Consider the following 19,526-nt stretch of genomic DNA (forward strand, 5'->3'; position numbering starts at 1 on the left):
GGGATCCCGCTCCCGTTTTGCTTAAAGTGATTGTTTCCGATCGACCCGATCGGCATGCCCGCAAGGACGCTCTGCGGACGTAAACAGGCCAGCCCGGCCTGACTCACAGGAATGTTCACCTTCCCGGCGGCCCAGTCTTGTGCAGCACCCTGCTGCGTCCAGCCGCCCCGGTGTTACGTCACTCTCATCGTGCATCGTCTCCATCTGCAGCGAGTGAATCATGAGCGAATCGGTTTTTGAGATCCATGACTGGACCCTGAGCGTCGACGACAACATGCTGTGTCGTCCCGACCGCGAGGTCTACCTCGAGCCCCGGCTGGTCAATCTGTTGCGCTTCCTGGCCAGCAACGCCGGCACGGTATTTGGGCGCGACTGCCTGATCAACGAGGTGTGGGATGGCGCCGAAGTGACCGATCAGGTGGTGACCCAGTCCATCTTCGAGCTGCGCAAGATCCTCAAAGACGGTCGCAACGATGCCGCCGACTACATAGTCACCGTGCCCAAGCGTGGCTACAAGCTGGTGGCGCCGGTGCGGCCGCTGCAAGTGGTGTCGGTGGTGATGGCGCCAGCCGGCGACGAGGTCCAGAGCGATCCGAGCCCGCCGCTGGCGGAGGAGGACGCCGAGGCCGTGGTCACCGCAGCTCCCTTCCCGGCCGGCCCGCTGACCCGGGCCATCTCGAGCCATGCCCAGGATGGCCGCAGCCGCTGGAAGATGATCGGCTTCGATGTCTTCGTGGCGGTGATCCTGGTCTCCATCGTCAGCCTGCTCAGCTATCAGCACGCCAGCCCCCAAGTGCACTCCATGCTGGATCCCGACCTGCTGGTATTTCGCTTTCACTCCGGCATGGATGGCAGCAACGAGAACGTGCGCCTGGCGGACGGTATCACCCGCGCCCTGATGGGGGAGGTGGCCGCCGCCACGCCGCTGCGGGTGCAGTATGGTGCCAATACCCTGATGGGGGGCATCCTGCCCGGCAAGGAGCTGAGCGTGCGGGTCTCCCGCCAGCCGGGGGGCACCTATCTCGATCTAGAGTACCGCAACATCAACACCAACCGGGTGCTGTTCAGCCACCAGTACCAGCTCAGCCGTCACAACGTGCACGGGGTATTGCAGGCGAGCAGCCAGGATCTGCTGCGCGCCCTCGATCAGCCGGACGTGCTGCCCGGCATGGGCTGGCCGACGGATGACGGGGCGCTGATGGCCATGATGGAGGCGCACTACTACATCAACAGCCAGGATCCGGTGGCCCTCAGACGCGGCGTCGAGCTGCTCGACAAGTCGCTGGCCAGTCAGCCGGATCAGCCGCTGCTGCTGGCGGAGCGTTATCTGGCCGGGGAGGCGCTGGCGACCCTGACGGGAACTCCCCAGAGCGAGCGCCTGCAGGGCATAGGTGCCCATCTGGCCAGCGTGGTACGGGATCAGGCCGCCCTGCCGGCCCGGGTCTGGGAGGCCCTTACCTTGCAGGCGATCCTGAACGGGCAGCAGCAGGAGGCTACCCGGCTGCTGGCCGAGGCCGCCAGCCGGGGCCGCTCCGTGCTCTATCACATTCTGCGCGGCAAGCTGGCCGAACTGGATGGCCGCCCCGAGGCGGCGGGGGATGCCTACAGCCAGGCCTTCCTGATGGAGGCGACCGAGCAGACCTATCTGCTCTGCCAGCAGCTCGGTTTTTACAGCAACATGGAAACCCTCACCCCGGCCCTGTTCAATGCCCTTGGCCAGAGCAAGGTGAAGCTGTTCTGACTCCTGCCGGGGCCATCCTGGCCCTGTCGCCAAGGTGGCGCTCCCCGCCGGTTGCCTAGGGCCACCGGCGGGTGCGCCGCCTGACATCATCTCTCAGCCGTACCCATCCTAGGTCAACCCCGTGCAGGCATGAGCCATGGTTGCCACCATCCTTGGCGCCAGCATCAAACCTCTGAACCTCTGAACCTCTGAACCTCTGAACCTCTGAACCTCTGAACCTCTGAACCAGCCGAGCTGGTGCCGGTGTTTACCGTGCTGCAAGCACTCAAGGTGCCCGACCTTTGCCTTGATATTGTCTTGAGCCTGGAGCGCGGTGCAGTTGTGGTCGCCAGCCGGCGCCTGTTGCAGCGGCCGGGCATTGGCATGGCGCTGCCGGCCGAAGGCGAGAGCGTGCCCACGGCCGAGGGAGGAGCAAAAACACCCAGCAAAAGGGGCTGTGCGAACCCGTCTGCCGGGCATATCCGGACTCGGCGGGTTATGAATGACGCGCTTTATGCCGTGGCGCCCCTCAGAAAAATATCAAGGCGTGTCGACTGGCACTTATCGGCCGCATCAAGGGGGCGGCGGATATCAAGATTTTATCAAGGTGCTTGATGATGCATTGTTCATCTGCTTGTTTTTAAAGTGTTTTTATCGATTCAGGCCGCCCGGTCGAAAAAGTTCACTCATGTTTTTATCCCTTAGCTGGTCTTTATGTTTTCCGGGGCCGAGGAGCCTAGTCTGTGGCCATTGGTTGGCGGGATGCTCCGCCAAGCGTGTGTTTGATGCCTTAATATCGACCCGGAGATTTTATGTCCCTAGATACGAACAAGAAGATCGGCCTTGTCGCCTGTACAGGTGTGGTGGCCGGCAACATGATGGGGAGCGGTATTGCACTGCTGCCCTCGGCCCTGGCCACCATAGGTTCCATCTCTGTGTTCAGCTGGGCCATCTGCCTGGTCGGCGCCATGGGGCTGGCCTTCGTGTTTGCCCGCCTCGCCACCAAGAACCCGCAAGAGGGTGGCCCCATCGCCTACGCCGGCGAGATCTCCCCTGTGTTCGGTTTCCAGACCGGTGTGCTCTACTACCACGCCAACTGGATCGGCAACCTGGCCATCGCCATTACCGGCGTCTCCTACCTCTCCGTATTCTTCCCCATTCTCAACAGCCCGATCCCGGCCGCCGCGGCCACCATCGCCGCCGTCTGGATCTTCACCTTCGTCAACCTGCTTGGCGGCAGCTGGGTGAGCCGACTCTGTACCCTGGGTCTGGTGCTGATCCTGTTGCCGGTAGTGGGTACTGCCGTGATGGGCTGGGGCCATTTTGATGCCACCGTCTACAGCCAGAACTGGAACACCACCAGCGGCAGCGACCTGCATGCCGTCATCAGCGCCGTGCTGATCTGCCTCTGGTCCTTCGTGGGCGTCGAGTCCGCCGCCGTCTCTTCCGGCATGGTGAAGAACCCCAAGCGCACCGTACCGCTCGCCACCATGCTGGGTACCGGTATCGCTGGCGTCATCTACATCCTCTCTACCCAGGTGATCAGCGGCATGTTCCCGGCCGGTGAAGTGGCTGCCTCCGGTGCGCCGTTTGCCATGGCTTCCTCCGCCATCTTCGGCAGCTGGTCCGCGCCGTTCGTCTCCGCCTTCACCGCGCTGGCCTGCTTCACCTCGCTGGGTTCCTGGATGATGCTGGTGGGCGAGGCGGGCAAGCGTGCCGCCCACGACGGCAACTTCCCGAAAATCTATGGCGAAGTGGACAAGAACGGCGTCGCCAAGAAGGGTCTGATCCTGGGCTCCCTCAAGATGACTGCGCTGATGGTTGGCCTGACCGCCTTCACCTCCCAGTCCGCCCACGCGGCCGATCTCTTCAACGTGCTGACCACAGATGCGGTGCTGCTGACCATGCTGCCCTACTTCTACTCCAGCATTAACCTGATCCGTTTTGAAGGCATGACCTCCCGCAGTATCGGCGCCATGATCTTCTCCGGTGTCGCCTGCGTGTTCTGCCTGGTGGCCCTGATGGGTGCCAAGGGTTCCAACCTCACCGCTACCTTCGTGGTGTCGCTCATCATCCTGATGTTCTACGCCAAGAAACAGGGTCTGCGTCAGCACGACGCACTGCTCAAAGAGCAGACCAGCCACTAATTCCGTTTTCCTTTTCCGAGCGCTCTTCACTCACCATCCCCGATGGAGAGCGCCCCATCACGTGTGGAGCATTACGATGAACATCATTGCCATCCTCAACCACCTCGGCGTCTTCTTCAAAGAAGAGCCCATTCGCCAGCTGCAAGCCTCCCTCGAGCGCAAGGGTTTCGAGGTCGTTTATCCGGTCGACGTGGCCGACCTGCTGAAGCTGATTGAGAAGAACCCCCGCGTCTGCGGCGCCATCTTCGACTGGGACAAATACTCCCTGGGCCTGTGCAAGGAGATCCACGATCGCAACGAGAAGCTGCCGATCTTCGCCTTCGCCAACGATCAGTCCACCCTGGACATTCACCTGACCGACCTGCGTCTGAACGTGCACTTCTTCGAGTACCGTCTCGGCATGGCCGACGACATCGCCCTCAAGATGGGTCAGGCCACCCAGGAGTATCAGGACGCCATCCTGCCACCCTTCACCAAGGCGCTGTTCAAGTACGTGGAAGAGGGTAAATACACCTTCTGTACTCCGGGTCACATGGGCGGTACCGCCTTCCAGATGAGCCCGGCCGGCAGCATCTTCTATGACTTCTACGGCCCGAACGCCTTCAAGGCCGACGTCTCCATCTCCATGCCGGAGCTGGGCTCCCTGCTGGATCACTCCGGTCCGCACAAGGAAGCCGAAGAGTACATCGCCCGTACCTTCAATGCCGATCGCTCCTACATCGTCACCAACGGCACCTCCACCGCCAACAAGATCGTCGGCATGTACTCTGCGCCGGCCGGCAGCACTGTGCTGGTGGATCGCAACTGCCACAAGTCGCTCACTCACCTGATGATGATGAACGACGTGACCCCGCTCTACTTCCGTCCGACCCGCAACGCCTACGGCATTCTGGGTGGCATCCCGCAGAGCGAATTCAGCCGCGAGACCATTGCAGCCAAGGTCGCCGCCACCCCGGGTGCCCAGGCGCCGCGCTACGCCGTGATCACCAACTCCACCTATGACGGCCTGCTCTACAACACCGGCTTCATCAAGGAGGCGCTGGACACTCCCTACATTCACTTCGACAGTGCCTGGGTGCCCTACACCAACTTCAGCCCGATCTACGAAGGCAAGTGCGGCATGAGCGGCGAAGCGATGCCGGGTAAGGTGTTCTATGAAACCCAGTCCACCCACAAGCTGCTGGCGGCCTTCTCCCAGGCCTCGATGATCCACATCAAGGGCGACGTGGAGGAAGAGACCTTCAACGAAGCCTTCATGATGCACACCTCCACCTCGCCGCAGTACGGCATCGTGGCCTCCACCGAGATCTCCGCCGCCATGATGCGTGGCAACACCGGCAAGCGGCTGATCAAGGACTCCATCGATCGCGCCATCTCCTTCCGCAAAGAGATCAAGCGTCTGCGCGAGCAGAGCGAAGGCTGGTTCTTCGACGTATGGCAGCCGGACGACATCGATACCGTCGAGTGCTGGAAGCTGGATCCGAAAGATGACTGGCACGGTTTCAAGGACATCGACGACAACCACATGTACCTGGATCCCATCAAGGTCACCCTGCTGACCCCGGGCATGGGTCGCAATGGTCAGCTGCTGGACAACGGCATCCCGGCTTCGCTGGTCTCCAAGTTCCTGGACGAGCGCGGCATCGTGGTGGAGAAGACCGGCCCCTACAACCTGCTGTTCCTGTTCTCCATCGGTATCGATCAGTCCAAGGCGATGCAGCTGCTGCGTGCCCTGACCGAGTTCAAGCGTGGCTATGACCTGAACCTGACCATCAAGAGCATACTGCCGAGCCTCTATCGTGAAGACCCGAGCTTCTACGAAGGGATGCGCATCCAGGAGCTGGCCCAGCGCATTCACGAGCTGACCAGCAAGTACCGCCTGCCGGAGCTGATGTTCAAGGCGTTCGACGTGCTGCCGGAGATGAAGATGACGCCGCATGCCGCCTGGCAGCAAGAGCTGGCCGGCAACGTGGTGGAAGTGCCGCTGCGTGACATGGTGGACCGCATCAGCGCCAACATGATCCTGCCGTACCCGCCGGGAGTACCGCTGGTGCTGCCGGGCGAGATGGTGACCAAGGATTCTCTGCCGGTGCTCGAGTTCCTCGAGATGCTGTGCGAGATCGGCGCCCACTACCCGGGCTTCGAGACCGACATCCACGGCCTCTATCGTCAGGCCGATGGCAGCTACACCGTCAAGGTGCTGCGCTAAGCGAGAGTGACAACAACGGGCCGCAAGGCCCGTTTTTCCCATCTGGGTTCATCCATTTTTTTGCGAGTCAGCATGAAGCGAGTTCTCTCCATCCAGTCCCACGTGGTGTTCGGCTGCGCCGGCAACAGCGCCGCCGTGTTTCCCATGCGCCGCATGGGGCTGGAGGTGTGGCCCGTCAACACGGTGCAATTTTCCAACCATACCCAGTACAGCGCAGGCTGGCAGGGGATGGTGATGCCAAACGGTCATATCCGCCAGCTGATGGCGGGGCTGGCCGACATCGGCGTACTGGGGCAGTGCGATGCGATCCTGAGCGGTTATCTCGGCTCGGCCGAGCAGGGGGAGGAGATCCTGGCGGCGGTGGCCCACCTCAAGGCACTCAATCCGAATGCCCGCTATTTTTGCGACCCCGTGATGGGGCATCCCGACAAGGGGTGCATAGTCGCGCCCGGCGTCGCCGATTTTCTGAAAAACCGGGCGCTGGCCTGCGCCGACCTGCTGGCCCCCAATCTGCTGGAGCTGGAGCAGCTGACCGGCCGCGAGATCTGCAATCTGAGCGAGGCGCTGGCGGCGTGCCAGCAACTGCGTGAAGGTGGAGTGGAGCTGGTGATGGTCAAGCATCTGGGCCGCGCCGGCTTGAGCCTGGACCGGTTCGAGATGCTGCTGGTGTGCGAAGAGGGGGCGTTTCATATCTCGCGCCCCCTCTATGAGTTTCAGCGTCAGCCCATCGGAGTGGGGGATCTGCTGAGCGCCACCATGCTGGCCAACCTGCTGGCGGGCTTTACGCCGGTGGCGGCGTTCGAGCGCACCAATGCCAGCGTGGATGCGGTGCTGGCCCAGACCTGGCTGGCGGGCGCCTACGAACTGCAGCTGGTGGCCACCCAGCAGGCGATGGTCGAGCCCGAGATCCGCACCTGTGCCCGCCGGCTGCCGGCCTGATGGCAGCGTTTAGCCGGCACGCCTAGCCAGTTGTACACCCTGGCGCGCACCAAGCGGCTTGCGACCGGGTCGGCTCAGCGGGGCACAGGCCAGCTTGAGGCGGCGCCACTCGCGCCACAGCAACCAGCACAGCGGCAGGGTCAGCAACACCACGGTGGTGGGCTGGGCCAGCAGTACGCCGTCCCGGCCCCACCAGAGCGGCAGCATGAAGATCAGCGGCAGCAGCAGCAGGGTCTTGGCGGCCGAGATGAGCAGCGCCTGTCGGGTACGGGCCATGGACTGCAGCAGCACGATGCCGAACATGATGATCCCCTCCAGCGGAATGGCGCCGAGGTTGAGGGTCAGGCTGCTGATGGCGGCCGCGAGCAGCTCGCCATCCTGGTCGCCGGTGTAGAGCATGGCCACCTGGCGCGGCAGCAGTTGGATCAGCAGCCAGACCGCCAGACCGTAGACGAGCGTGATCTTGAGCCCCATCTCCATCAGGAACTTGAGGTCACGATGACGTTTGGCGCCGGCCGCCTGGCTGACCAGCGGCTGGATGCCGAAGGCCAGTCCCTGCAGGATGACGATGAACACCGCCTCGGTGTAACCCGCCACGGTGAAGCCGGCCAGATCCTTGACCGAACCGTGCACCATCAGCTGGCTGTTGTGCAGCAGCAGTAGCAGGCCGAGGTTGAACTGGGCGATGAGGCTCGGCAGGCCGGTGAACAGCAGGTTCGGCATGGCCGGAAAGTCGGGCACCAGGTGGCGCCACTCTATGCGCAGCTTGGCATGGTGGGTAAAGAAATAACCCAGCCCGAGCAGGCTGACGACCCCTTCCGAGATGAGGGTGGCCTGCGCCGTACCGATCAGACCCAGCCCCAACCGGCCTACCATGATGTAGTTGAGGATGATGTTGAAGATGGCGCCGCTGCTCACCAGCAGCATGGCGAGACGGGGGCGGCCATCGTTGCGCAGCAGATAGGGCACCGCCAGGTTGCAGGCCAGCAGCAGGGTGCCGCCGCCAATCCAGTAGAGGTAGTCGCTGGCCTGTTGCCAGGTGTCGGTACCCTGTTCAATGCCCAGTGCCAGCAGGATGTCGACGTGCCAGTAGTGCAGCAGCAGCGGTGCCACGGCGCCCAGCAGCCCCAGCAGCCAGAGCGCATTGACCAGCGCCTGGCGGGCCAGGCCGAAATTTCTGGCGCCTTGCTGGAAGGAGATGGCGGTGGCCGCCCCCATGCTGATCATGGCGGCGAGACCGATCAGCACCATGATGACCGGGTAGACCAGGTTGATGCCGGCGAGGCCGGCGGCCCCCACGTAGTGACCGACGAAGATGCCATCGACCAGGTAGTAGGCGCCGGAGACCAGCATGGCCATGATGGAGGGAAGGGCATAGCCCCAGAAACGGCGGGTCATCGCCCGCTGGCGCAGAGTGAAGTAGGCAGACATATCTGTTCTCTTGGGGAGTTCGATTATCGAGCAGATAGTCTAGATTAATATTTTTTTATCGATAATCCGGTTTCTACTTGATGAATTGATGAGCCATATTCATCAATCAGCGTGGCTGGTAGTGTCCCTTGAGCATGTCGATGAGGGCGCGCAGCCCGTTGCCCAGCTGATGGCGACTGGGATAGAAGAGCGAGAAACCGACGAAGGTGGGGCACCAGGGCTCCAGCACGCTCACCAGGGTGCCCTCGGCCAGCTGCCTGCTTACCTCCTCTTCCAGACAGTAGGCCAGCCCCAGCCCCGCCTCGGCCGCTCCCAGGTAGAGGGCCGGCGTGCTGGTGGTGAGCGGCCCGGTCACTTCGATCTCCAGCATGGATCCCTCCTCGCCGGCAAAGGCCCAGCGATAGTGATGGGAGGGGGTGAGCCGATAGCCGATGCAGGCGTGCCGGGTCAATTCGCGCGGGTGCTGCGGGGTACCGTGCTCGGCCAGATAGGCGGGGGCGGCCACCACCAGATAGCGCTGGGGCGGGCCGAGCGGTACCCCGATCATCTCCTTGGGCAGCAGATCCCCATAAAAGAGGGCGGCGTCATAGCCATCTTCGATGAGGCGCGGCATCAACTCTTGCTCCACCACCTCCACCTGCATGCGCGGGTAACGCACCATGTAATCGATCAGCACCGGGGCCAGCAACTCATCGATGGCGCCGCGTGGCGCGCTGATCTTCAGCCTTCCTACCGGTTCGTCGCTGTGACGGGCCAGTTCACCCAGCGCGCTCTCCAGATGGCTCAAAGTCGGCAGCAACTGGGTCAACAGGCGCTGACCGGCATCTGTGGGCACCACGGCGCGGGTACTGCGATTGAGCAGGCGCACTCCCAAACGGGTCTCCAGCCCTTTCAGGCTGTGGCTCAGGGCGGAGGCAGACACGCCGAGTTCGAGGGCGGCCTTGCTGAAACTCTGGTGGCGGGCGACGGCGGCAAACACCGCCAGTTCGGCGAGATCGGTACGGGTGATGGCCATATTAATTCAGCGAAAAAATGTTGAGCAACAGGGTACGTCAGCGGACGGCGAGGCACAACCTGAGCAACAAATGAACGAATGTAAGCAAATTGTTGTACCTACAAGGATATAGATACGGGTGAAACTACCTCTATTTGTTAACGGCTGTTCACAAAATTGGGCTCGTAACGTGATCTCTGACGCCAGAAAGGCGATTCCAGTCAAACTTTGGTTGATTAATTCAAAAAAACACTGTGATCGCTAAGGGGATTTAATTAGAGTCAGCGCATCGGAATAAAAGCGTGTTAGCGAGTTGTAAAGTCTGACGCGTTTGTGGCCCTCGGGCCTATGACCCGCCGGCTTGTTTGTTGCAATTTGGTTGTTACATGGAGTGATGACCAGCTTGCCGGGCCGACGGGATGAGAATAACAGGGATGGACTGCAGGAGTTCCAGGGAGATGGAACAGGGCATTGCGCCCGGTTGACTAGAAATTTTCTATTTTCCTTGATGACAGGAACACCCCTATGTCTGACATGAACATTGCAGTAGAAGGCAGCTTAGCCAGTAATGCGTCTTCCCGTGGCATCAACAAGGCCGATGTGGTCTGGATGCTGGGTCTGTACGGTACCGCCATCGGTGCCGGTGTACTCTTCCTGCCGATCAACGCCGGTGTAGGTGGTCTGTGGCCGCTGGTTGCCATGCTGGTCCTGGCCCTGCCGCTGACCTTCTTCGCACACCGTGGCCTGACCCGCTTCGTGCTGTCCGGCTCCACCCGTGATGGCGACATCACCGAGGTAGTAGAAGAGCACTTCGGCAAGACCGCAGGCAAGTTCATCACCCTGCTCTACTTCTTCGCCATCTACCCGATCCTGCTGATGTACTCGGTAGCCATCACCAACACCGTCGAGAGCTTGATGGTGCACCAGCTGGGCATGACTGCACCTCCCCGTGCCATCCTGTCTCTGGCGCTGATCCTGGGTCTGATGGCGATCGTTCGCCTCGGCGGCCAGGTTATCGTCAAAGCGATGAGCGTGCTGGTATTCCCGTTCGTGATCACCCTGATGGGCCTGGCACTCTACCTGATCCCGCACTGGAACGGTGCCATCATCACTGAAGCTCCGGCTCTGGGTGACGCCTTCAACGGTGACTTCCTGAAGACCCTGTGGCTGGCCATCCCGGTCATGGTGTTCTCCTTCAACCACTCCCCGATCATCTCCTCCTTCGCGGTGGACAACAAGGGTCGTTACGGTGAAGGTGCCGAGAAGAAATGCAGCAACATCCTGCTGGGCGCCCACGTCATGATGGTGATGACCGTGATGTTCTTCGTATTCAGTTGCGTACTGAGCCTCTCCCCGGCTGACCTGGCTGCTGCCAAAGAACAGAACATCTCCATCCTGTCCTACCTGGCCAACCACTTCGACAACCCGGTTATCGCCACCGTGGCTCCGCTGATCGCCATGGTCGCCATCAGCAAGTCCTTCCTGGGTCACTACCTGGGTGCACAAGAGGGCATGAACGGTCTGATGGCCAAGTCCCTGCGTGAGAAAGGCAAGAACGTTGACGTCAAGCAGCTGAACAAAGTGACTGCAGTGTTCATGATCCTGACCACCTGGGCCATCGCCACCATCAACCCGAGCATCCTCGGCATGATTGAAGACCTGGGCGGCCCCATCATCGCGATGCTGCTGTTCCTGATGCCGATGTACGCCATCACCAAGGTTCCGGCCATGCGCAAATACGCTGGCAACATCAGCAACGTGTTCGTGACCATCATCGGCCTGATCGCCATGTCCGGTATCATCTACAAGCTGATTGCCTGATAACACTGGTTACCCGCTTGAATGAAGAAGCCGCCTCGCAAGAGGCGGCTTTTTTATGGCTCAGTCCCAGTTATGTGTTGAAAGGCTAACCTTGAAGTAGGTCATCACCTTGAGGGCCACCATCATGGATACCCAAGCCTTTCAACATCTACTGTCCCTCTTCCCATTGCTCACTTTGCGTCAGCGTCGTCTCGCGCAACAGGAACTCACCACCCCTCACCCCATCACCTCGTTGGCCACTCAACTGCCCGCATGCCAATGCTGCCCTCACTGCTAGGCCGCGGCCACACTGCTGGCTCCCTGGGGCTGGTCTCGAGGGCTGCGCCGTTATCGCTGCAAGCAGTGTTTGCGCACCAGTTCCGTTCTCACCAACACGCCTCTCGCCCGACTTCGCAAGCCACAATGCTGGGAAGACTATGCACAGGCCCTCATCGACGGTCTGACCGTCCGGCAGGCGGCGCTCCGCTGTGGGGTCGGTAAAAACACCGCCTTTTTGTGGCGTCACCGCTTCCTGAAGGCCATGGCTAGCCACCAGGCGGTACGGGAAGAGGGTATCGTCGAGGTCGATGAGACCTTCTTCCTAGAGTCGTTCAAAGGACAGCGCGGATTGTCCCGCCCGGCCCGCCATCGTGGAGGTAAAGGCCGTACCCGAGGCACAGGACCGGATTACATCCCGGTGATGGTGGTGCAAGACAGAGCAGGCCACCTGGCTGACTTCCAGTTGGAATAGTTGAATGTCAGGGCGGTGAAGGCAGTGCTTCGGCCACTTATCGCCCCGGATGCCGTCCTGTGCAGCGATGGTGCCGGGGTGTATGCCAGTTTCAGCGAGAGGCAAGGGATAACACACCAAGTGGTGCGCAATCGAGCGGGAGAGCGGGTGGTGGGTGCATATCACATCCAACATGTGAACGGGTACCACAGGCGATTGAAGGAGTGGATGGAACGGTTCCATGGGGTCGCGACCCACTATCTGAGGAATTATCTGGGTTGGCGAAGGATGTTGGAACGCTATGGGCAGGAAGTGAATATCTCACGTTGCTTGCATGAGGCGCTGGGGCGCCCCATGCAACACGTAATTGGGACATAGCCTTTTTTATGGCCGGGATTCAGGGCTGGGCGTTGTCGATGTTCTCCGCCTGCCAGAGGGCGTAGCCCTTGCCGGAGGCGGTAGTGGGCAGGTCAATCTGCATCAGGTCATTGCCGATGACGAAGGGGCCGGAGTAACTTGCGCGCAGGCTCTGCGCCAGATCCTTCACCCCGAGCTGGCCGTTGAGGCCGATATGGCTGAACACGGTCAGCGCCGGTTTGGCTTCGTTCATTACCCTGGCTGCCTGCTCGGGAGAGGCGAGGTGGCCGGCGATCGCCTGGTAGCCCGGGTTGGCCTTCATGCGGGCGGCGGAGGTCATGGAGACGCAGTGCACCAGCAGATCGGCCCCCTTGGCCTCTTTCACCACCTGCGGGCTGTAGCGGGTATCGCCGGAGAGCACCACGCTGTGGCCGTGGTAGTCGATGCGATAGCCAAACGACGGCTTGATGTTGACCCCGTGGTCGTTGTCAAAGGCGGTCACCTTGACCCCATCCTGGTTGTAGACCACCCCGGCTGTTACCTCGTGGCTGTTGATCTTCACCCCGTCCAGTGGCGTGCCTTCATCCTTGACCCGGGTGGCGATGTCGGTGGCGTAGGCTTGCTGCAGGCCGTGAGCGAGGGCATCGGTGCCCCTGGGTCCGTAAAGCTCCATCGGCGCGTGGCGCTGGCCATAGGCCGGTTGCAGCCAGCCGGTCAGCCAGAGATCCGCCAGCCCGTTGGTGTGATCCGAGTGGAAGTGGGTGAGAAAGAAGGCGTTGACCCGGCCGATGGGGATATGCAGCTGCCATAAGCGGGTGGCGGAGTTGCGGCCAAAGTCGAACACCAGCTTCTGGTTGCCCGCCTCGACCAGGGTGCTGTAACCGCCGCGGCTGATCTGGGGCACCGGGGTGCCGGTGCCGAGCAGGCTGACCCGGAAGATATCGGGCTGGGCTTGAGTCGCGGCCAGTGTCGCGCTGACGGGGGCGTTCTGCTGCGGGTTGATAAAGCTGCTCTCGGCAGCCTGGCTGACGCCGGTGGCCAGCAGACCGACCAGCAGGGCGGCCAGATAGGTACTTTTCATGGATATATGTCCTGATGGGTGAGGTTGCTGATCACTATATTGGTAACCAAAAGTGCGATAAATTGGCTAAAAACCATTTCTTACTAAACTTTTGGTTGTTAATGTGGGCCGCTTGCTGCGGGCTAAATGGCCCCGGAGCGGGGCAAAGGAGGGGTTGTGGACCGATTGACCAGCATGCGCATCTTCACCCGGGTGGTGGATCTCGGTTCCTACAGCGCGGTGGCAAACGAGCAGGGGATCAGCGCCCAGATGGTGGGCAAGCATGTGCAGGGGCTGGAGCAGTGGCTGGGGGGCAAGCTGTTTCACAAAACCACCCGCCAGCAGACCCTGACCGAGCTGGGCCAGCTGTTTCTGGCTCGCTGCCAGCGAGTGCTGGAGGAGCTGGCGCTGACCGAGTCGCTCACCCAGCACCTGCTGGCCGAGCCGGCCGGGCGGCTGCGCATCGCCGCCCCTCTAAGCTTTGGCCACCATCGGCTGGTGCCGCTGCTACCCGCTTTTCTCGACCGCTACCCCAAGCTGGAAGTGGATCTGCAGCTCACCCCGCGCTGGGTCGATCTGGTGGAGGAGGGATTTGACGCCGCCATCCGCACCTTGCGCCCGCAGGATGAGGCGCTCATTGCCCGCCCGCTGCTGACCCAGCACTACCGGCTCTGTGCCGCGCCCGACTACCTCGCTCGTCACGGTGTGCCCCGTCAGCCGGCCGATCTCGCCAGCCACCAGTGCCTGCACGGCAACTGGGGCGAGCACGAGCGCTGGCAGTTTGTCGGGGGCGATGGCCAGAGCGAGGAGGTGCGGGTAGCCTCGCGTCTTCGCATCAACCACTGGCCGGCGCTGCTGACGGCAGCGTTGACAGGGGCCGGCATCAGCTTGCAGCCTGCCGATCAGGTGCAAGAGCATATCGCTGCGGGACGGCTGCTGCCCCTGCTCGATACCTACCGCATTCCGGACAAAACCCTCCATTTCATCTACCCGGCAGAGCGCCGGCAGGTGCTCAAGATTACCCTGCTGGGGGACTTTCTGGCTGAGGCGCTGGCCGACAAATCACCGCAGCCGGCATGAGCCGGCTGCGGTGATTGGGTTATGCCTGCGCCAGGTGTTGCCTGAAGAAGGGGACTATCTGTGCCAGTGCCTGGCCGGTGGCGTCGGGCTGGTCGTAGAGATCGTAATGGCTGGCCCCCTCGACAATCTGCAAGCGTTTTTGCTGTGAGCGGGCACGGCCAAAGAGCTCGAACCCGTCCCGATATGAGCCGAAGGCCCCGGGCGCTCCGCCACCGATGACGATATGCAGGGGCTGGGTCAGCAGCAGTTCGGCAAAGGCAAACGCATCCCAGTTCATGGCCGGCCCCAGGCTGCTCATGCGCAGCTTGTTGGGGGAGCCGGGTTGTTGGCCGCGCGCCGTGGTGTAGTACTGCACCGCTTCGACGATGTCGATGTCGTGCAGCCCCGCCTGCTCGCGTTCTGCCTCCGAGCCCGGGATATAGCCCGTCACCATGGTGTCGGCGCCGTGCGCCTCGGCGGTGCGCTGGGCGGCGATGGCCTCCAGAGTCTTGAGGGCCGCATCCGGGGTGAGATCCCCCTGGCGCAGGATGCGGCCGTAGTTGGCCGCCACCACGGTGGCCACCGCCTTGAAGCGGCGCTCGGTCATGGCGGCGTTCACCGCGTAGCCACCGCCGCCGCACACCCCGAGTACGCCGATGCTGTCGGCATCCACGAAGGGCAGGGTCACCAGGTAGTCGACGGCGCAGCGAAAATCTTCGACCCGGGTAGCGGGGTCTTCGCTAAAACGCGGCTCGCCGCCGCTCTCTCCCTGGGTGGAAGCATCGAAGGCCAGGGTGATGAAGCCGGCCCGGGTCAGGGCCTCGGCGTAGACGGCGCCGGCAGTCTGCTCCTTGCAACTGCTGATGGGGTGGGCGCAGACGATGGCCGCATAGTGTTGGCCGGCATCAAATCCCTCAGGCAGGCGCAGGGTGGCGGCAACGTCCCAGTGGTGGTGGGCAAAGCGGACCGATTGTTGCTGTGTCATCGGTTGTTCCTCACAAAGAATCAAAGGTGGGTATGAAAGAAGGGGATGAGGCCGGTGAGCGCGCCGTCGACCCATTGGGGCTGGTCGTACAAACCGATATGGGTGGCTCCCTCGACGATGAACAACCCCTTGTGTGCGCTGGCGGCCAGCTGATACAGCGCTTCGCTCATCCAGCGGGTGCCGGCTTCGCTGCCTGCCACCAGCAGCAGGGGCTGGGTCAGGAACAGTTCAGCCTGGTGGAAGGCATCAAACGTCACCAGCTGGGCCAGGCTGCGGGTGGTTAGCCGACTCGGGGCGTTGTCATGCCGGGCCCGTGGCGTGCGGTAGTAATCGAAGGCTTCCGCCCAATCCGGATGAAGCTGCTCTCCCTGTTCACGGCTGAGCGGCGTGGTGGGCAGGTACTGGATGGCTGCGCCGGTCGCCTCGGCAGTGCGTGCGGCCATCGCCAGGTCGCGCAAGGCCAGACACTCGGCCGGCGTGCCGCGTTTGTCCCAACCCTGGCGGTACATCTGACCGTAGTTGACCGCACTCACGGTACCGATCGCCTTGAGCCGGGTGTCCATCATGGCTGCAGCCGCGGCGTAACCGCCTCCGGCGCAGATCCCGAGTACGCCGATGCGCTCGGGGTCGACCTCGGCCAGAGTGGTCAGGTAATCGACGGCGGCGCTGATGTCGTCCACGCGCACATGGGGATTTTCCAGTTGGCGCGGTTCACCCTCGCTCTCTCCCTGATAGCTGGCATCAAAGGCCAGCGCGATGAAACCGGCCTTTGCCAGGTGCGTGGCATAGAGGCCGGCGGTCTGCTCCTTGACGCCACCGGAAGGGTGAACGCAGACGATGGCGGGGTAGCGTATGCCCGCTTGCAGGTCAGCAGGCAGATGAAGGTGGCCGGCCAGGCTCAGGTGTTGATTGGCAAAGCGAACGGGGTGCATGGTGTGCTCCTTGGGAGTGGGGCGCCAGGATGCGGCGACGAAGAGAGCATATGCCGCCACCTTTGATTTGATTAGATGGCCCAATCCGAATGCTTTAATACTGATTTCTTATGAATAGCGGCAAGAATCGGGTGACGTTGCGAGCGGGACGCGGATGGACTCTGGCACAGCAGGGCAGCAGCGGTGAGAAAACTTATCTGGATGGGGCGTATAATCGAGGCAGTGTTATCACCATGACTAATCAATGATGAAAGAGAACCTCAACGAGCTGACGACCTTCATGGTGGTGGCCAGGGAGCAGAGCTTCACCCGCGCGGCTGCCCAGCTCGGGACGTCCCAGTCCGCCATCAGCCAGACGGTGAAGACCCTGGAGCAGCGACTCGGCCTCAAGCTGCTGTCACGCACTACCCGCAGCGTCACCCCTACTGAAGCCGGTGAGCGGCTGATCGCGCTGGTGGGACCGGCGCTGGCGCAGATCGACAGCGGTCTCAGCCAGCTGACGGCGCTGCGGGACAAACCGGCCGGCACCATCCGCATCACGGCGGACGAATACGCCATTCGCGCCGTGCTCTGGCCCAAGATCAGCACCTTTTTGCACCACTATCCGGATATTCGGGTCGAACTCAGCACCGATTACGGCCTGGTGGACATCGTCGCCGAGCGCTACGACGCCGGGGTGCGTCGCGGCGGTTTGATCGCCAAGGACATGATTGCCACTCCCATCAGCCCCGAGATCAGGATGCTGGTGGCGGCAGCCCCCCGCTATCTGGCGGCTCATGGCCGCCCGAGCCGGCCGCAGGAGATCGCCAGCGTCCATCAGTGCATCAATCTGCGTCTGCCGACCCAGGGCGGATTTTTCTCCTGGAGTTTTCTGGAAGGGGGGCGGGAGCTCAAGATCCGTGGCGAAGGGCAACTGGTGTTCAACAGCATCGGCAACGTGCTTGAGGCGGCACTCGACGGTTACGGGCTGGCGTACCTGCCCCAGAGCATGGCTGAGCCCTATCTGGCGGATGGCCGGCTGGAGGAGGTGCTTGCCGGTTACAACATGGTGCACCCCGGTTACTACCTCTACTACACCAGCCGCTTGCAGGCCTCGCCCGCTTTCTCGTTGTTGCTGGGGGCGCTGCGCCACCGCAGCTGACCTCGACTCACCCGCGAGCCTCCCGGCCTGAATAAAGCGCTGCATATTCTTGCCATCCTGCTTAACAAAGGAGCGGGGTAGGCCTAACATGGCGGGATGTTTTTCTAGTCGGGACAAAAGGATATGTCTGGGTTGAAAAAGGATCTCGGGCTCTGGCAGGGGATGGGGCTGCTCGCCACCTCGCTGCTGGGCACCGGGATCTTCGTGGTACCGGCGACTGCCGCCTCGCTGGCGGGTGGGGCCTCGCTGTGGGCCTGGTTGCTGTTGATTGCGCTGGTACTGCCGATTGCCTTTACCTTCGCTCGCCTCGGCCGCCGCTATCCCCACGCCGGCGGGGCACCGCACCTGATTGGCCTCGCCTTTGGCAACGGCGCCGAGCGCTTCTCCGCCTTCCTGTTTCTGGCAGTGCTGCCGGTGGGCCTGCCCGCCGCCCTGATGATCGCCGCCGGCTTCTGGCACGCCCTGTTCGATCTGGGGGAGTGGACCTTGTGGGGCATCCAGCTGCTCACCCTGCTCGGGGTATTTTTGCTCGGGCTGCGCGGGGCGCGCTCTTCCGGCAACCTGCAACTGCTGATCGCGCTCGCCATTTTGGGGCTCACCCTGCTCATCTGGTTCAAGGGGGATATCAGCTGGCGCGACGCCGCCCGGCCGCTGCCGACGACGGACGAGTGGCCTGCCATGGCCACCGCGCTGGCGGTGATGTTCTGGTGTTTCGTCGGGCTTGAGGCCTTCGCCCACATGGGGGAGGAGTTCAAGCGACCGGAGCGGGACTATCCGCTGGCCCTGCTCGGCGGCGTGCTGCTGGCGGGGCTCATCTACTGGGTGCACTCGCTGGTGGTGCTCAAATACGGCCTCTACGGCGATGAGGCGACCAACGCCACCGCCATTCCGGTCCTGCTCTCGCTGCTGTTCGGCCCCACCGCCAAGTGGCTGGTGGCGGTGCTCGGCTATCTCTCCTGCTTTGCCAGCATCAACATCTACTTGCAGGGGTTTGCTCGGCTGATCTGGAGCATGGCGCGCGAAGGCAAGCTGCCGGTCTCGCTGGCCCGCCTCACCGCCCGTGGCGCGCCGCTGCGGGCCTTGAGTCTGGTGCTCGCCATCTGTCTGGTCTGCATCACCCTGATCATCTGGCTGCGATTGCCCCTCGATGAGCTGATCCGCTACGCCAACGGCAACTTCGTGCTGGTCTACCTGCTCTGCATGGCGGCGGGCTGGCGCCTGCTCGGCGGGGTGGGCAAGGGGCTGGCGGGGGTGAGTGTGCTGCTCTGTGCCCTGGTGCTGGTAGCGCTCGCCTCCCAGGTGCTCTATGCCGTCGTGCTCAGTCTGGGGTACGGCTGCTTCTCGTTGTGGCGGCGCAGACGCCGCCGCTCGGCGTCCGATGAGGGTGTCTGCGCCATCAAGTAACCCGAAAAAAAGCCCCGCAGTGCGGGGCTTTTTGTTGCTGGTCAGATGCTGGCGGGCAGGTCGCTGCGCAAGATGGCGTAGTGGCGCAGGGAGATAAAACCATCCCCCTTGCGCTCGCACTCCCGCGCAGTGCCCTCGTAGTGAAAGCCCGCCCGCTCCAGCAGGCGGGCGGAGGGGAGGTTGGGCTCCTCCACCACTGCCAGTAGCCGGTGCAGCTCGCTGGTGCGATAAGTGAGCGGCAGCCACAGTTGCAGCGCCACGCTCATCACCCCCTTGCCCCAATGCTCGGGATAGAGCCAGTAGCCCAGCGCGGCCCGCCGGTGAGTCGGGTCGGCATCGTTGTAACCGATGGCGCCGAGCGGTTCGCCCGTGTGGCGGTCGCGAATGAGGTGCCAGGCGCCACGGCCGGTGCGGGTCAGCTCGGCATACCAGGCCATCTGGGCCTGGCACGCCGTCAGGCTGTCGTAGCTGACGCCGTAGTAGGCGATGACCCGCGGATCGGAGAGGCCGCGGAAGATGTGGGGCAGATCGGCGTCGCTGACCGGATCCAGCCTGATGTGGGGTTGTTGCGTTGAAGTCATGGTGGCTCCTTGCGGCCAGTCGTGGCTGGCCGCGAGT

The 19,526-nt window shown here is 62.6% G+C and carries 14 protein-coding genes and 1 pseudogene; 9 read left to right on the forward strand and 6 right to left on the reverse strand.

Annotated elements, in window-relative coordinates; genetic code table 11:
• The first annotated feature begins 220 nt into the window (after positions 1–220).
• From cadC to pdxY, 4 genes are all read left to right on the forward strand, one after another.
• Positions 221–1,741 (forward strand): lysine decarboxylation/transport transcriptional activator CadC, encoded by a 1,521-nt coding sequence (cadC, locus tag E5E96_RS13325; protein WP_130632840.1) that lies wholly within the window; start codon positions 221–223, stop codon positions 1,739–1,741.
• A 791-nt stretch (positions 1,742–2,532) separates the two neighbouring features.
• Positions 2,533–3,867 (forward strand): cadaverine/lysine antiporter, encoded by a 1,335-nt coding sequence (gene cadB, locus E5E96_RS13330; RefSeq protein ID WP_171282358.1) that lies wholly within the window; start codon positions 2,533–2,535, stop codon positions 3,865–3,867.
• 76 nt (positions 3,868–3,943) lie between these two features.
• On the forward strand, positions 3,944–6,076 hold the full coding sequence (locus tag E5E96_RS13335; RefSeq protein WP_139391135.1) for a lysine decarboxylase CadA: 2,133 nt from the start codon (positions 3,944–3,946) through the stop codon (positions 6,074–6,076).
• A gap of 72 nt (positions 6,077–6,148) precedes the next feature.
• A complete protein-coding gene (gene pdxY / locus E5E96_RS13340; RefSeq protein ID WP_171282359.1) occupies positions 6,149–7,015 on the forward strand; it encodes a pyridoxal kinase PdxY in 867 nt (288 codons plus the stop codon).
• A gap of 9 nt (positions 7,016–7,024) precedes the next feature.
• Here the strand turns inward: pdxY and E5E96_RS13345 are convergent, their stop codons facing one another.
• Together E5E96_RS13345 and E5E96_RS13350 are read right to left on the reverse strand one after the other, a co-directional pair.
• Entirely contained in the window at positions 7,025–8,446 is a 1,422-nt protein-coding gene (locus tag E5E96_RS13345) for an MATE family efflux transporter (protein WP_171282360.1), read from the reverse strand.
• A 106-nt stretch (positions 8,447–8,552) separates the two neighbouring features.
• Positions 8,553–9,461: a LysR substrate-binding domain-containing protein gene (locus E5E96_RS13350; RefSeq protein WP_045790426.1), complete on the reverse strand. Its 909-nt coding sequence runs from the start codon at positions 9,459–9,461 to the stop codon at positions 8,553–8,555.
• A gap of 504 nt (positions 9,462–9,965) precedes the next feature.
• On the opposite strand from E5E96_RS13350, the gene E5E96_RS13355 reads away from it, so the two are divergent.
• Positions 9,966–11,261 carry an HAAAP family serine/threonine permease gene (locus E5E96_RS13355; RefSeq protein WP_024946034.1) on the forward strand — a complete coding sequence of 432 codons (1,296 nt, stop codon included), beginning with the start codon at positions 9,966–9,968 and terminating at the stop codon, positions 11,259–11,261.
• 124 nt (positions 11,262–11,385) lie between these two features.
• Positions 11,386–12,348: pseudogene (locus E5E96_RS13360) on the forward strand (IS1595 family transposase).
• A gap of 19 nt (positions 12,349–12,367) precedes the next feature.
• Here the strand turns inward: E5E96_RS13360 and E5E96_RS13365 are convergent.
• Positions 12,368–13,408 carry an MBL fold metallo-hydrolase gene (locus E5E96_RS13365; RefSeq protein WP_171282361.1) on the reverse strand — a complete coding sequence of 347 codons (1,041 nt, stop codon included), beginning with the start codon at positions 13,406–13,408 and terminating at the stop codon, positions 12,368–12,370.
• A gap of 156 nt (positions 13,409–13,564) precedes the next feature.
• Here E5E96_RS13365 and E5E96_RS13370 point away from each other — a divergent pair, with 156 nt between their 5' ends.
• Positions 13,565–14,467: a LysR family transcriptional regulator gene (locus tag E5E96_RS13370; protein WP_171282362.1), complete on the forward strand. Its 903-nt coding sequence runs from the start codon at positions 13,565–13,567 to the stop codon at positions 14,465–14,467.
• Positions 14,468–14,486: 19 nt separating this feature from the next.
• On the opposite strand, the gene E5E96_RS13375 is transcribed toward E5E96_RS13370, so the two are convergent.
• Together E5E96_RS13375 and E5E96_RS13380 are read right to left on the reverse strand one after the other, a co-directional pair.
• Entirely contained in the window at positions 14,487–15,431 is a 945-nt protein-coding gene (locus E5E96_RS13375) for an alpha/beta hydrolase (RefSeq protein WP_171282363.1), read from the reverse strand.
• Between the two features lie 20 nt (positions 15,432–15,451).
• Positions 15,452–16,363: an alpha/beta hydrolase gene (locus tag E5E96_RS13380; RefSeq protein WP_171282364.1), complete on the reverse strand. Its 912-nt coding sequence runs from the start codon at positions 16,361–16,363 to the stop codon at positions 15,452–15,454.
• A gap of 244 nt (positions 16,364–16,607) precedes the next feature.
• Between E5E96_RS13380 and E5E96_RS13385 the strand changes: the two genes are divergently transcribed.
• Positions 16,608–17,504 (forward strand): LysR family transcriptional regulator, encoded by an 897-nt coding sequence (locus tag E5E96_RS13385; RefSeq protein ID WP_049048385.1) that lies wholly within the window; start codon positions 16,608–16,610, stop codon positions 17,502–17,504.
• A gap of 123 nt (positions 17,505–17,627) precedes the next feature.
• Positions 17,628–18,908, forward strand: coding sequence for an L-methionine/branched-chain amino acid transporter (gene yjeH, locus E5E96_RS13390; RefSeq protein ID WP_171282365.1), 1,281 nt, complete (start codon positions 17,628–17,630; stop codon positions 18,906–18,908).
• A 41-nt stretch (positions 18,909–18,949) separates the two neighbouring features.
• Here the strand turns inward: yjeH and E5E96_RS13395 are convergent, their stop codons facing one another.
• Complete coding sequence (locus tag E5E96_RS13395) at positions 18,950–19,489, reverse strand: GNAT family N-acetyltransferase (RefSeq protein WP_171282366.1); 540 nt, start codon at positions 19,487–19,489, stop codon at positions 18,950–18,952.
• Positions 19,490–19,526: the final 37 nt, after the last annotated feature.

The organism is Aeromonas sp. 1805 (assembly GCF_013085525.1).
GTDB classification, from domain to species: domain Bacteria; phylum Pseudomonadota; class Gammaproteobacteria; order Enterobacterales; family Aeromonadaceae; genus Aeromonas; species Aeromonas hydrophila.